Here is a 13,505-nt window from a genome sequence, read left to right as displayed (position 1 = left end):
AAATATCTCATACTAAGTGAATATTTATCATTTCACTTCATCCTAGGTCATCTCGTATGCTCTCGTAAAGAGGAAGAGGAGGATAAACATGAAACCAATGACCGTCGGCGTAGCGATGCTTTTGCTCGTATTTGGTAATCAAATTGCTATTTTGTCAGACGCACTAATTAAAAGTGTGGGTAATGACGTCGCTGTTTTTCAGTTCGTCTTCTTCCGTCAGTTGTCAGCGGTTCTGATCTTGTTGCCTTTTTTCCTATTTAGTAAACCCAAAAACATCACTGAAGGTTTGAAGTGGCATGCTCTGCGAGCACACGTTTGGTTGTTTGGCGCCATATTCATGGTTTACGCCATTTCATCAATGCCATTGGCAACAGCCAATGCTATTTTCTACGCAGCACCGCTGATGATGTTACCTTTGGCTGGCCTGTTTTTTGGTGAGAAACTCTCGCGCCAAACCATCGCGGCAGCGATTATGGGTTTTGCCGGTGTGTTAGTCATTATCAGACCTGACCAAGTCGATTTTGCCGCCTTATCGGCCTTGGTTGTTGCGCTTACTATTGCGGTAAACAATCTATTAATTCGCAAACTGCCTAAACAGCAATCGGTCGTACACACGTTACTCATAACTAACCTTGTTGGAATGCCAGTCTCGTTATGTTTGGCATACATGGAAGGTCAATCTTGGGATTGGAGTTCGTTTCCTGTAGCCGCCGCATCAAGCACCTTTATTTTGATTTATGCGGCGACGTGTGTGTTAACCTATCGTTCTGTAGATAGCAACAAAATTGCCAGCGCAGAATACAGCGGTTTGATTGGCGCAGTGGCAGTGGGCTTACTGTGGTTCGGTGAAGTTCCCGATATCTTTATGGCAATTGGTACCTTGATGATCGTCGTTCCTATTGTCTGGTTAACCAAACATGAGAAGAAACGCAAACGAATGCATAAAGAGACCGCGATTGTTGAAAGCTAGGTCACAGCAATGTGAACAGTTTGTGAATGCAATTTGTAATATTTTTTCCATTTCATATACTTAATAGCGAACTCTGAAATGGAAAATCACTATGAAACACTTAACTAGGACGTTATTGTTCTCATCTCTTTTAGCTACATCAAGTCTTCAAACAGCCTCTGCAAACGAGTGTGGTACTGTCACTATCGCTGACATGAACTGGAATTCAGCCACACTCATCGCCAACATCGATAAATTTATTCTGGAACATGGTTTCGACTGTGATGCAGAACTTGTTCCCGGCGATACCATGCCAACAGGCGCATCGATGATTTCAAAAGGACAACCTGATATCGCACCTGAGTTCTGGAGTAACTCAATGCGTGAAGCCTTAGATCTCGGTGTTAAGGAAGGCCAGATTCAATACGCCGGAACCACGCTTACCGATGGCGGTGAAGAAGGCTTCTGGGTTCCTGAATACATGGTTAAACAAGATCCTACTCTCGCAACGATCGAAGGCGTACTTGCCAACGCGAAGAAATTCACTCATCCAGAAGACCCAAGTAAATCCGCATTTTATACTTGCCCAGCAGGTTGGAACTGCCAAATTTCTGCTGGTAACTTATTCAATGCACTAGGTATGGAACAAGCGGGATTTGAACTAGTCGACCCAGGTTCAGGTGCAGGTCTTTCCGGCTCGATTGCGAAAGCCTATGAACGTGAAGAAGCGTGGTTTGGTTATTACTGGGCACCGACTGCGGTTCTTGGTAAATACAAAATGGTCAAAGTAGACTTTGGCAGCGGTGTCGACGAGACCATGTTTAAAGACTGTATTACCCAAGAAGAATGTCTTGATCCTAAACCTACGATGTACCCACCTTCAGCTGTTGAGACGGTTGTTACCGATAGCTTTGCGAAGAAGTCACCAGAAGCGATGGCGTATTTCAAGCAGCGTGAATTCACCAATGCTCAAATGAATGGCCTACTTGCTTGGATGGAAGACGAGCAAGCAGATGGTGAATATGCCGTTGAGCACTTTATGAAGGAATACAAAGATACGTGGGCAGCATGGCTGTCACCTGACGTAGCCGCAAAAGTACAAAAAGCGGTTGATTCACTGTAAAAGAAATAAAGCTCTAGAAGGATTGCCTCTTCGGATTTAGAGGCAAATTAGAGCCAGAGATTGATCCAATACTCGCCATGATGGCATTGGTTGGCGTCAATCACACTAAAAGAAGATCCCTAAGTTAGGGATCTTCTTAAATGGCAGAAGTAATCAAGGAGTAACAGATGTCTAATGCCAGTTGGTTGAGTGAAATACCTCAGCTCGATAGAAAACAACTACTCGATATTCGTAAAACCCTCGACGGCGCATATCGCGACTTCTCTCGCGAATATGGCGACGCCATCGAATCCATCTTTGACCCTCTCTTAAGTTTTTTAATCTGGTTTGAAAAGCTGCTTCTTTCTAGCCCTTGGTGGCTCATCCTCGGTATTTTGGTCGGCCTAGCCTACTTAGCCAGCCGCTCATGGAAGCTTAGTGCTTCTGTTGGTATTGCATTCTTTTTAATAGGCTTCTTCGGAATGTGGGACAATACCATGCGAACCATGAGTATTATTCTCGTCTCCACCTTTGTCGCCATCGCGCTCGGAATACCTACCGGTATAATTATGGCTCAGTCTAAGAAAGCACGAGCAGTGATCACTCCGATACTCGATATTATGCAAACCATGCCAGCGTTTGTTTATTTGATACCCGTGGTCATGCTACTTGGCATTGGTAAAATTCCGGGCGTTATTGCCGTCGTCATTTATGCCATTCCGCCAGTGATTCGACTGACAGATCTCGGTATTCGCTTGGTAGACAAAGAAGTTCTTGAAGCTGCTACTGCGTACGGCGCAAGTCCGATGCAGCGCCTATTTGGCGTGCAAGTTCCTTTAGCAATGCCAAATATTATGGCAGGTATCAACCAAACCATTATGATGGCGCTCGCCATGGTGGTCATTGCCTCTATGATTGGGGTGAAGGGATTGGGCCAACCTGTGCTTAAGTCTATTACCAACCAATACTTCACTTTAGGTCTTTTAAATGGTCTAGCGATCGTTGCACTTGCTATCATCTTCGACCGCGTTTCCCAAAGCTACGCTAAGCGTACCCAAGCTCACTTAGGAGGAAGAGAATAATGACTCAACCTCAGCCAATTATTCAAATTAAAAACCTCTATAAGATCTTTGGTCCTAAAGATAAGTCATACTTACAAGCCGTCAAGCACGGTGAGACCAAAGATGAGCTACTAGCCCGTACCGGCCATACTCTCGGACTTCAAGACATCAACCTTGATGTCTACCCTGGCGAAATTTTCGTCGTTATGGGACTTTCCGGCTCGGGTAAATCCACTTTGATTCGTCACTTTAACCGCCTTATCGACCCTTCTGAAGGTGAGATTATCGTTGATGGATCTGACGTGATGAAACTATCCGATAAGGACTTGCGAGATTTTCGCCGTCATAAGATGTCGATGGTATTTCAACGTTTTGGATTACTTCCACATAAATCGGTCATCGACAACGTGGCGTATGGTTTACAGATTCAAGGCTTAAGCAAAACAGAGCGCTTGGCCAAGGCTAAAGAATGGATCAAGACCGTGGGCTTAGAAGGCTATGAAGAACAATACCCTAGCCAACTTTCAGGAGGACAACAACAACGTGTTGGCCTTGCTCGCGCCCTTTGTACCGATGCCGATATCCTTTTAATGGATGAAGCATTCTCAGCACTCGATCCGTTAATCCGCAGCGAAATGCAAGACCAGCTAATCGAACTTCAGGAAAAACTGCACAAAACCATTATCTTTATCACTCACGATTTGGATGAAGCACTACGCTTAGGTGATCGCATCGCAATCCTTCGCGATGGCGTGGTTGTTCAACAAGACAAACCTGTCGATATACTGCTAAACCCAGCAGACGACTATGTTGAAGCCTTTGTTAAAGACGTTAATCGTGCGCGTGCATTAACCGTAGAGACAGTGATGCAACCTCCTATTTCGCGCATTACTGCCGAAACTCTTGGTGAAGCACTGACACAAATGCGTCGTTCAAAACACGATTATGGTTACGTTGTCACTGATGAAGGATACCAAGGAGTCATTACCCAAGAAGCGTTGGAGCAAGTTGAGCGCTCTGATTACCATAAGGAAATTCCTGATGAGATGTTGGATGATGTTCCCGCGGTGAAAAGCGATGCTTTGTTGGAGGAAGTGATTCCAGAAACGCTGGATAACGATCACCCTCTTCCGGTTGTCGATGACAACGGTGACCTTCAAGGCCACCTATCTAAGTCAACGCTTGCTGATGTGCTAAGTGATAACACCAGCGAAAACGAAATCTCGGAAGAGGAGACGTCTGAGCCAAAAAAGGGCGCAGCCTAACCTAACTAATGGCGCAAACCCAGCGTTTGCGCCATTCTGCCGCCGGATAGTCGTCTGGCCAATATTCTACTTGCTTGACGATTTCTCCATTTTCCACGGTATGAAAAGTAATAGCTTTTGCTTTGATCTTTCCATCAGTGACATTAACATCGGTAACGACCGTATTACCCTCTGCAACAATAGAAACAATATCAAACTGCCACAACCCATTAGCGGGATACTCAGTGTTTACCGCAGCAAAGTTCTCTCTTCCCACGATTTTTTCATTCGACTGAGGCCAATGAACTTCAATACTTTCTGCTAAACACTCACTCGCATAATAGAAATCATTCCCTTCCATTGCACGCCAATACGCTTCAACTATCTGTTTAACGTTTTCCATAAATCTACCTTCCACGTTGTTACTAGTGATAATTTAACGTAGAAATAACTGTATGCATATACAGCCAAGTGAGTTTTGAGAACTAAGACAGAGAAGAAGCGAATGGTATAACGTCAGCTATACCGTCGTCCTAGGTTGAATGACGAAATTGCCCTCCTGCGACTCGGTATAACGATATCGACTCTCTTTTAACAACCAAGACAGCGGATGGCGAACCCATGGCTGTGGGTCAGTTGGAGCAAAAGCATCGACACCCCGCAAGGAAATACAGTGCCAACCACATTCTTCTGCCTGACGAATACAGCGGCTTGCATGCCAAAGTTGAGCAACAATATTCACCTTGCGAACTTGGGTATACTGAATAGCCTTCAAAGCGACTTCTTTTGTTGTCATATAAGTCTCGTTATGCCCGAACTGAATGGAAGTAACGCGCGACTTAAAATTTGGCTGAGAGTCTAAAACAATGTCGCAGATTTCCCATTGCAGGATAGCTTGAATCCTTGGCTGACTGAGCATAATAGTAATGACTTGCTCAGCAATGAGTTGATTAACCTCTCTGCCTTCTCCATATGAAAAGGCCAAAATGGGAAATCTAGGGTCAACGACACCACGAGGTTCGGTGAAGTATTGGTATCGTTTAAGATAGATATCTAACTCACAAAGAGCCCTAGTTGTTACGGGTTGTTCGCAACGAGGGTAGTACTGATGATGAGTCAAAACCCACGAAGTATCGGACGTTATCAATTGATTATCAGCCCATGTTAGAACGGTACAAGGCTCTAGCATTTCCATTCCTCACGATATTCAGAAATTGCATTGAAGCATTCGACAACCTAAAACAGTTACCTTTACTACAAACTTAAGCCATCTCGGTAAAGCCTTTACCAACTAACGTTCTGAACACGTACTCTAATGAATGTAGCCGCGATTCATTATTCAAGTAAGTAGCAAATAGACTGAAAACTAATCTGTCTCAATCTTGCACCAAAACTCGAACTTAACTTGTTCGCTGCTCACGGTTTGCCTCTTTACGTTCTAGCAAAGTCACGCTTCAGTTTTATGAACAGTGAAGAACCTCTGCGTTAAAATCGTTTCTAACCACACCATAACTCCAACCTCACTCTCACAAAATTTGTAACGGCCAAGAATCTGGAACAATTAATGCAGTTGTAATCACAGTTTCTTATCGAAAGCGCAAATTGCCCTATTCGTAATACATTCAAGGAGAGAGATGATGTTAGATAACTTTGTAGACTCAATACAGGCGTACACTGAGCTTAAAGAGATAAGCATCCGTTCTGTATTTGGCGGGAAAGGCGTTCTGTCTAATGGTGTGATGTTTGCACTAATAAAGGGCAACGAGCTCTACCTTAGAGCACCGAATAGTAAGTTTAAGGACGAGTTTTCGCAATTTGGGTGTACGCCATACGAGTTTCACTGGCGCTCATCGTCTCGCAACTACCCTAGCCTTTCTAGTTACTATTCCATTCCTGAAGCAGTAAAGCATTGCGATAAACAAATAGCACAGCTCTGCGAAGAAGTTTGGAGTGTAGGTTTGGAAGAAAAAAGGCGTAAAGAAACGCCCACGCGCATCAAAGACCTTCCTAATATGCAATATAAAACGGAACGAATGTTACGTAAGGCGGGCATCCACTCCATTGATGAATTAAGAGCGCAAGGTCCTGTGAATGCTTATAAAGCAGTGTGTGGTAGCCACGATAAACAGCCGGGAATCAACTTACTGTTTTATATCGCTGGTGCGTTGGAAGGCATACATTGGAGTATCCTTCCTGAAACACTGCGAGAGACACTTTCTCGCCAAGCAGGCTCTGACTATCTTACTCATTAAAAAAACGCCCTGCGGCCAAAGGCTGCAGGGCAAAACATTAATACAATGTCTATGTTGGATGCATGTGTTAATTGAAAGTGGACAGGACAACTAAGCACATACCGTTATTAAACCACGTGCTTCAGTGGTTCGATAGCGAATAACCTTATCAAGTGATTGCAAACCCACTTCAATAGATGACCAATTGTTTCGAAATGTAGATCAAGCCCCGTCATATGTAGGCTACCCGACCCAAATCACACTCCACTGTACTAATTTGTAAATTAAATCATTAAATTTATTGCGGTTAATTGTAGTTAAGTTGTTTAAATAGGAGACAATTTTAGTTATAAATGGGAGTTATTACGGACAAAGTTTTACGTATAGGATGTACTCAATGAACAAAAAAACGCTCCCCCTCACCATTGCCTCTTTACTTATCGCGACGTCTTTTCATGCACTCTCTGCCAATGTTCCGGATGGGACGGTATTAGCAAATGAGCAATATCTTGTTAGAGGAAATGGAGCCGAGCCTAGCACTATCGACCCAACCTTCGTTAATTCGGGTATGCCGGGCGACATTATTGCCAACGATATGTTCGAAGGATTAATTATCGAGGACCAAAATGGGCGAATGATTCCAGGCCAAGCCAAGTCTTGGAGTGTCTCCGACGACGGTTTAACAGTGACTTTCCAACTAAAAGAAGATCTTAAATGGTCTGACGGTTCACCGCTAACAGCAGAAGACTTTGTCTTTGCTTGGCAACGCGCGGTAGATCCTAGTACGGGTAACAACACTGGACACTACTTCAAGACCGCCAACATCGCTAATGCTGGCGCTATCTTATCGGGAGACGTTAAAGCTTCTGAATTGGGTGTAAAAGCGCTTACAGACACTGCTCTTGAAGTAACCTTAACCAAACCAACACCGTATTTCTTAAGCTTGATGAGTGTGAAGACCTTCTTTCCTCTTCCTGAAGCAGTAGTAACAAAGTTCGGTAACCAGTGGACTCGTCCAGAGAACATGGTCACCAATGGTGCTTATAAGTTGGTTAAGTGGGTACCTAATGAGTATGTTGAAGTAGAGCGTAATCCACAATATTGGGACGACCAACACACTGTCATTAATGGCGTGACCTATCTTGGTCTTGCTTCTCAAAATGCTGAACTTGTGCGTTATCAATCAGGTGAGATTGATATGACCAACCGAATTCAGTTGGAGCAATATCAACGTTTGATTAAAGAGGATCCATCTCAAATCCAAGGGTTGCCACTACTTGGTTCGTATATCTACTCTTTCAACACCCAAAAAGCGCCGTTCGATAACGCCAAAGTTCGACAAGCCCTTACCGTTGCTATCGACCGCAACATACTGGTTGAGAAGATCACTGGTCAAGGAGAAGTCGCTGCTTATACGCCCGTTCCATCTATCATTCCAAATTACGATGCTCCACATATGGCATACAGCGATAAGAGCATGCAGCAGCGTTTGGAAATGGCAAAACAGTTGTTAGCAGAAGCTGGATATAACAAAGACAAACCGCTCGAATTTACAGTGACTTATAACACCAGTGAAAACCATAAAAAGATAGCCTTGGCCCTCGCCTCCATGTGGAAGCCGCTTGGCGTCAAAGTTCACCTGCAGAACATGGAATGGAAAGCCTATGTCTCAGCTAAATCTTTAGGAGATTTTGAGATAGCGCGTTCATGGTCATTTGGAGATTATGCGGAACCATCCTCAGTGTTAGCTTCCTATACGTGCAATCACGTTGAAAACGAAAGTGGCTTCTGTGATGCGAAGTTTGATGAGCTAATGCAACGTGCTAGCGTAACCGCAGATAAAGCCAAGCGCTACCAACTGTTCAACCAAGCAGAAACCATATTAGCCGAGGCCGCACCGATGATTCCACTCTACTATTACAAGCATACTCGACTGGTTCGAAATACTCTGAAGGGCTTCCCGATTAATAACCCGAAGGGCAATATTTACGCTAAAGACATGTACTTTGTTCAACCAAAGTAAAGTAGCGCCTACGCGCATTCTTTGATAGTGCACCACTATCACTGTTTTCAAAACATTAACCTCATTGATGCTCATTGCTTATACAATGAGCATCAATTTATAGCCTTGCCAATTGCCATTCGAAACTATCCTAGTTTCAGATAGATACCCTTTTTTCGCTAGTGACCTCAACATCCCTGCTCTATAGAATCCGCGCCAACCTCTTTCACTACACCCTATTTAGAGAATCCAATAATGAATCAAGTATTCAATTCAGCACATATGACAAAAACGCTAATGCTAACAATCTGGATCGTAGCCGGTACGGTTATTCTTCAGAAGTTAGGTATTCACGATAAATGGCCTGCATTTCTTGCGCTTATCTTTTTCTTTGAAGCAAAATTTGACCTAAGCAAACTTAAGAACATTTTCGCAGCTGGTATTGTAGGTATCGCCATGGGAATGCTAATCCCTGCAACCTTGGGAGCACTGGCGCCTATCGTTGGCGGTGAGAACGCGTTTTACATTTACGTTGCTGGTGTTGTTCTGATTACTATTGGTATGGGGCCAATCGCGCACTTTGCATTTAGCTATATTACGTTCGCTTATGTGGTGATGTGTATTCTTCACAAAGACCACGTTGTTGAGCATGGCTTATCTTGGATGGCAGTGGCTCTTCTTGGTGGCGCTATGTACATTGCTGGTGTTACTGCGATTGCTAAATTTCTTGAGAAAAAGGCACTCGTGGCTCAGCAAGCATAAGACTACGTGGGAGCGGTCTGTGACGGCCGCGCTCACTTATTTATTATCTCTTTGGTGTAATAATTATTTACCCAACCAACACTACCAAAGTTTTTGAAATTATTTATACTCTCGCCCATCAGAATACGAGCGGTTTCGTATTCACTTGTTTGGTGGTAATGCAGTATGTTTCAAACTCTTGTTTCTCTGCCTCCAGCTATTGCACTTTCAATAGCCATTGTGACTGAAGTGATCGCAACTTCGTTTATTCCTAAGACAGAACAGTTTACCAAGCTGGCTCCTAGCCTAGTGGTTGGTATCGGCTACGCCGTGGCTTTCTTTTTGTTATCTGTCACCGTTAAAAGTATGCCGGTTGGTGTGGTTTATGCGATCTGGAGCGGTGCAGGCATTGTCTTAGTAGCGACGGTCGGATATTTTGCTTACGGACAGAAATTGGACCTAGCGGCAATTGTCGGAATCGGGCTTATTCTATCTGGCGTTCTTGTCGTCAACTTGCTTTCGAAAACCGTAGGTCACTGATCTCAACCTCATCAACGATTTCACTAGGGGCCCTGATTCGGGCCCTCCGTTATTTGTAATAACCTATGCAGGCTTACCCCATACTTCAATTTCTTGGAAGTTGTTCCATTTGACCAGCTTGCTGTTCACAGGGTCATTATTGCCGTTGCAAGTAATTCTTAGGGTACGGGCCTGTTGACCACCAAGCTCTACGTCTACATAGCCAGTTGTATCTCCCGGCGTTTGGTAACTCATGAGTTTAGTGAACTGCACGCCATCGCTACTTACCGATATATCCATAAAGTACTGCCTTACATCGCCCTTAGCTTGTGAAAAACGCAGCACATCAAGGCTAGATATCTGTGACAATGTAATATCAAAATGAATCCCTTCGCCTTTCGCCGTCCATTTCGTCGTAGGGTCACCATCAATAGCCATCTCTGGTGTATGATCTACCCGAGTCACAGAAGCCGCGACACCGGCGATTGCTAGATTTTCGCTTTCCATTAAATCCTGTCCTAAGAAACCTAAGTAACGGCTTGGGAAGTGATTTTCCTTATCTGGCGACAAAGTTGGGAAGATATAGTCAACTCCGGATTCCGATAATCCAAACCATCGACATAATGTCGCAGCATACTGTTCCGACGCTGTGGTAGGTATGAACTTGTTACCTATTGCGTCTGGACCATCCTTAACAAACTCTGGATAGCGACCATAAGCTTTGCCGCCTTTTACACTACCGCCTATAACTAATTGGTTACTTCCCCATCCATGATCTGTACCTCGATTACTGTTATTTTGAATGGTTCTACCGAAATCAGACATAGTGAAAGTTACTACGCTATCTTGCAATCCATCAGCCTCAAGGGAGGCATAAAATGCGGAAACAGCATCGTCAATCGTGGTCAGCAAACCATCATGCTTGCCACGCTGGTTGCTGTGATTATCGAACCCACCTAGCGAAACAAAAAATACCTGGCGTGCTTGATTAAGGCCCCCACTCGATTGGATAAGTCTTTTAACCATTTTCAACTGAGATCCAAGGTAGCTGGAAGGAATGTTTGGATCTTCTGGGTATTGGTCGAGCAAATCTCCCAATGTATCTTGAAAATCTAAGATGTCTTGGAAGCTCTGCAAGTATGCCTTACCGAACTCCGATGCATTATTATCAGCAAGTAATTTGGTAATATTATTGTTTACTGAGTTTACCGACAAAGAGGACATTGCACGAATTCCCGATGAACTCACTCTAAGGTCTTGCACTCCCGAACCATTCATTAGCTCGTTACCACTGAAAGAGAGATTAGGTGAAATGGATTCAGCCCCAGTCGCTAGTAGGTCCATCATCATTCCAGCCCAACCGTAAGGATGATACTGACTCGTCGCCCAGCTTCGCTGCCATGCCAGTTGCTGCTTATTATGCGCCCCCAAATTGGGAGAGCGTTTGACACTGTTGTAGTTTTCCTTGGTTGTTGGTTCGATTAATGAACCGACATTAACGATACTTGTCGCCACTTTGGCCTCGAACAAACTGGATATTTTGGGCATAGCGGCATTGAGGGCTAAGGATTGCTGATTGTCGTCCATAATATGACCAATTTGCGACACCTCATGCTCCCATAACTGAATATCTGGCCGGGAATCTCTATAATTATTTAAATTTTCTCCATCTTTTGGAACAAGCATATTAAAAGAATCATTACCACCATAGAGAAATAAACAAACCAAGGCTTTATAATCACTTCCTTCATTTGCTAAAGCGCTCGACGGCAATGATAACGTCAATGGAATAGAAGTTGCTGCAGAACTATAAAGAGTGCTTTTAATAAAATTACGTCTTGTTAATTTCATAGTACTTTACTCCTGAACCATAAAGTTGGGAGAGATAAATGCAAAATAAAGCATGGCTGATACCGAGTAGGGTTTATTATTATCGCTTTTCGCATTCCATAAACCTTCAAATCGAGGCGCTAAATCTGCAGGAACTTCTCCTCCAAAGAATCGATTTGCAATTAAATTTATAAGCTGTGAGTAGTCTCCAGATGCCGACACAAAATCCGACACATCCGGATAGAGTTCTCCAGAACTATTTGAGCTAGTTTTATAACCATTATCGGTAACCAGTTTCCAAGCAATATTGCTCATTTTTACGGTTTGGTTCCAATCAATGATCTCAAGCTCAGGAGCAGTTAGCCCTTGTCCGCCAAGACTGCCCATTGGTAGGTAATCTGGAGAGTAGAAATTAAATACCGAAGGTGAACCCAGTGGATATTGACCAAAAGTGTCTTGATATAGCATGGCATTTGGTGTGATAGTTGCGCCTGCCCCCGGTTTGCTATCCAGAGCACGATACAGGTAGGTCATGGCCAATATGGGCTCACGAAGTTTCGCGCGAAATAGACTTCCTTCTGCATTTACTTCGTCATCAAGTAACACTGCTTTAATCACTGCAGCTAGGTCTCCATCCGTTTGTTTAAACACGGATGAGACTCGCCCTACATAGGCAGGAGTCGGGTTAGAGGTGACAAATCGCTTAATCAACAAGGTAGAAATATTCGGGGCGGTATTAGGGTGTTTGACTAACACTTCCAGCACGTGATCGAGTTCTTGTTCCGCTCCAACGCCAGCCGGAAAGCTCTCTCCCAACACCTTTTTTGATTCCATATCGTGGTAAGAATTGTTTGCTTCCATAGGAGCATTCATGCTGCTATTAGACATAAACCAACCAGTAAATATTCTTGCCATATCTTCTACATCGGCATCGTCATAATTAGCTTCGGGGTTACCTTCCAAATCTAAGTAAAGTGTTCCGTCTGGATTAAGTTTATTTAGACCTATCGTAAACAACTGCATGATTTCTCGTGCATAGTTTTGATCTGGATTCACTCCAGTTTGAGACTTGGGAAGGTTACCCACCATAGTCAAGTAATGACCCATGATGGGTGAGCGTGTGACATGGTAAAGCAGCGTTTTGTAGTCGCTAAAAGCGTAGGTTGTCAGAATGTCATAGTAATTGGCCAACTCTAATGGATACGGTGCCAACTGCGCATCACGGTCGCCCACAACCAGTATTTGACTGAGTGCGAAGGCAACTCGTTGACGTAACTGAGCCTCATCTTGCAAAGCAAGATCAAACCAAGCGCAGACTCTCATTTCCTGAGTGAGAGTTGTTTGACCACGCTGTTGCTGCTGGATTAACGTTTGTGAAACATGATTTGTGTAACTGAGGTTAATCTGTTGGTCGATCCAGCCGTTTCTATCATCACTAACTAATAACGCTTCAACATCGCCTTTCTTAATTCCCATCGTCGCTGCATCAAGAAATTTAGATGCCTGTTTATATGATAAACCATCCATAGTTATTCCTTATATTATTCCCTAGCTCGCAATTATAAAACTAGTACCCACAAAATATATTTCAAACACAAAATGCAGATTTAAAATAACCCTTCCTAAGCAAAGTTTAATATATAAAAATCAATACAAACACTTATAGAGAGATTATATTAACCACAACAATTAGACTTTAAACAACATAATAAAATAAGAATAATTACTTTAACAACAAATAGATCAGAATAACTAATGAAAAACAAAAGTATTTTTTAGATAATTATCAATTTTCGATAATTTAGATTGAATATTCCAATTTTCAT

The 13,505-nt window shown here is 43.4% G+C and carries 12 protein-coding genes; 8 read left to right on the top strand and 4 right to left on the bottom strand.

The window, feature by feature from the left end:
- Nucleotides 1–88: 88 nt before the first annotated feature.
- The 4 genes from JKJ11_RS18005 (at nucleotide 89) to JKJ11_RS17990 (ending at nucleotide 4,377) form a co-directional block, all read left to right on the top strand.
- Nucleotides 89–970, top strand: a complete 882-nt coding sequence (locus JKJ11_RS18005) for a DMT family transporter (RefSeq protein ID WP_006070438.1) — start codon at nucleotides 89–91, stop codon at nucleotides 968–970.
- 91 nt (nucleotides 971–1,061) lie between these two features.
- Nucleotides 1,062–2,072, top strand: a complete 1,011-nt coding sequence (locus JKJ11_RS18000; RefSeq protein WP_006070439.1) for an ABC transporter substrate-binding protein — start codon at nucleotides 1,062–1,064, stop codon at nucleotides 2,070–2,072.
- A 167-nt stretch (nucleotides 2,073–2,239) separates the two neighbouring features.
- A complete protein-coding gene (locus tag JKJ11_RS17995; RefSeq protein ID WP_006070440.1) occupies nucleotides 2,240–3,133 on the top strand; it encodes an ABC transporter permease in 894 nt (297 codons plus the stop codon).
- Nucleotides 3,133–4,377: a quaternary amine ABC transporter ATP-binding protein gene (locus JKJ11_RS17990; RefSeq protein ID WP_252039675.1), complete on the top strand. Its 1,245-nt coding sequence runs from the start codon at nucleotides 3,133–3,135 to the stop codon at nucleotides 4,375–4,377. Before JKJ11_RS17995 ends, JKJ11_RS17990 begins: the two co-directional genes overlap by 1 nt.
- A gap of 1 nt (nucleotide 4,378) precedes the next feature.
- Here the strand turns inward: JKJ11_RS17990 and JKJ11_RS17985 are convergent, their stop codons facing one another.
- Nucleotides 4,379–4,759: a nuclear transport factor 2 family protein gene (locus JKJ11_RS17985; protein ID WP_031495514.1), complete on the bottom strand. Its 381-nt coding sequence runs from the start codon at nucleotides 4,757–4,759 to the stop codon at nucleotides 4,379–4,381.
- Nucleotides 4,760–4,876: 117 nt separating this feature from the next.
- On the bottom strand, nucleotides 4,877–5,545 hold the full coding sequence (locus JKJ11_RS17980) for a hypothetical protein (protein ID WP_124941972.1): 669 nt from the start codon (nucleotides 5,543–5,545) through the stop codon (nucleotides 4,877–4,879).
- A 445-nt stretch (nucleotides 5,546–5,990) separates the two neighbouring features.
- On the opposite strand from JKJ11_RS17980, the gene JKJ11_RS17975 reads away from it, so the two are divergent.
- The 4 genes from JKJ11_RS17975 to JKJ11_RS17960 all read left to right on the top strand — a co-directional run bounded on the left by JKJ11_RS17975 (nucleotide 5,991) and on the right by JKJ11_RS17960 (nucleotide 9,870).
- Nucleotides 5,991–6,608: a TfoX/Sxy family DNA transformation protein gene (locus JKJ11_RS17975; protein ID WP_252039674.1), complete on the top strand. Its 618-nt coding sequence runs from the start codon at nucleotides 5,991–5,993 to the stop codon at nucleotides 6,606–6,608.
- A gap of 376 nt (nucleotides 6,609–6,984) precedes the next feature.
- Nucleotides 6,985–8,610: a peptide ABC transporter substrate-binding protein gene (locus JKJ11_RS17970; protein WP_240205242.1), complete on the top strand. Its 1,626-nt coding sequence runs from the start codon at nucleotides 6,985–6,987 to the stop codon at nucleotides 8,608–8,610.
- 234 nt (nucleotides 8,611–8,844) lie between these two features.
- Nucleotides 8,845–9,351, top strand: a complete 507-nt coding sequence (locus JKJ11_RS17965; RefSeq protein WP_006070446.1) for a hypothetical protein — start codon at nucleotides 8,845–8,847, stop codon at nucleotides 9,349–9,351.
- A 165-nt stretch (nucleotides 9,352–9,516) separates the two neighbouring features.
- A complete protein-coding gene (locus JKJ11_RS17960; RefSeq protein ID WP_006070447.1) occupies nucleotides 9,517–9,870 on the top strand; it encodes an SMR family transporter in 354 nt (117 codons plus the stop codon).
- 63 nt (nucleotides 9,871–9,933) lie between these two features.
- Here JKJ11_RS17960 and JKJ11_RS17955 read toward each other — a convergent pair whose 3' ends face one another.
- Nucleotides 9,934–11,700 (bottom strand): DUF1501 domain-containing protein, encoded by a 1,767-nt coding sequence (locus JKJ11_RS17955; RefSeq protein ID WP_252039673.1) that lies wholly within the window; start codon nucleotides 11,698–11,700, stop codon nucleotides 9,934–9,936.
- A gap of 6 nt (nucleotides 11,701–11,706) precedes the next feature.
- Nucleotides 11,707–13,206 (bottom strand): DUF1800 domain-containing protein, encoded by a 1,500-nt coding sequence (locus JKJ11_RS17950; protein ID WP_252039672.1) that lies wholly within the window; start codon nucleotides 13,204–13,206, stop codon nucleotides 11,707–11,709.
- Nucleotides 13,207–13,505 lie beyond the last annotated feature (299 nt).

Source organism: Vibrio sp. SCSIO 43133, assembly GCF_023716845.1.
GTDB classification, from domain to species: domain Bacteria; phylum Pseudomonadota; class Gammaproteobacteria; order Enterobacterales; family Vibrionaceae; genus Vibrio; species Vibrio mediterranei.
The sequence above is the reverse complement of the archived record's forward strand: the minus strand, read 5'-3'. Positions and strand labels throughout refer to the sequence as shown.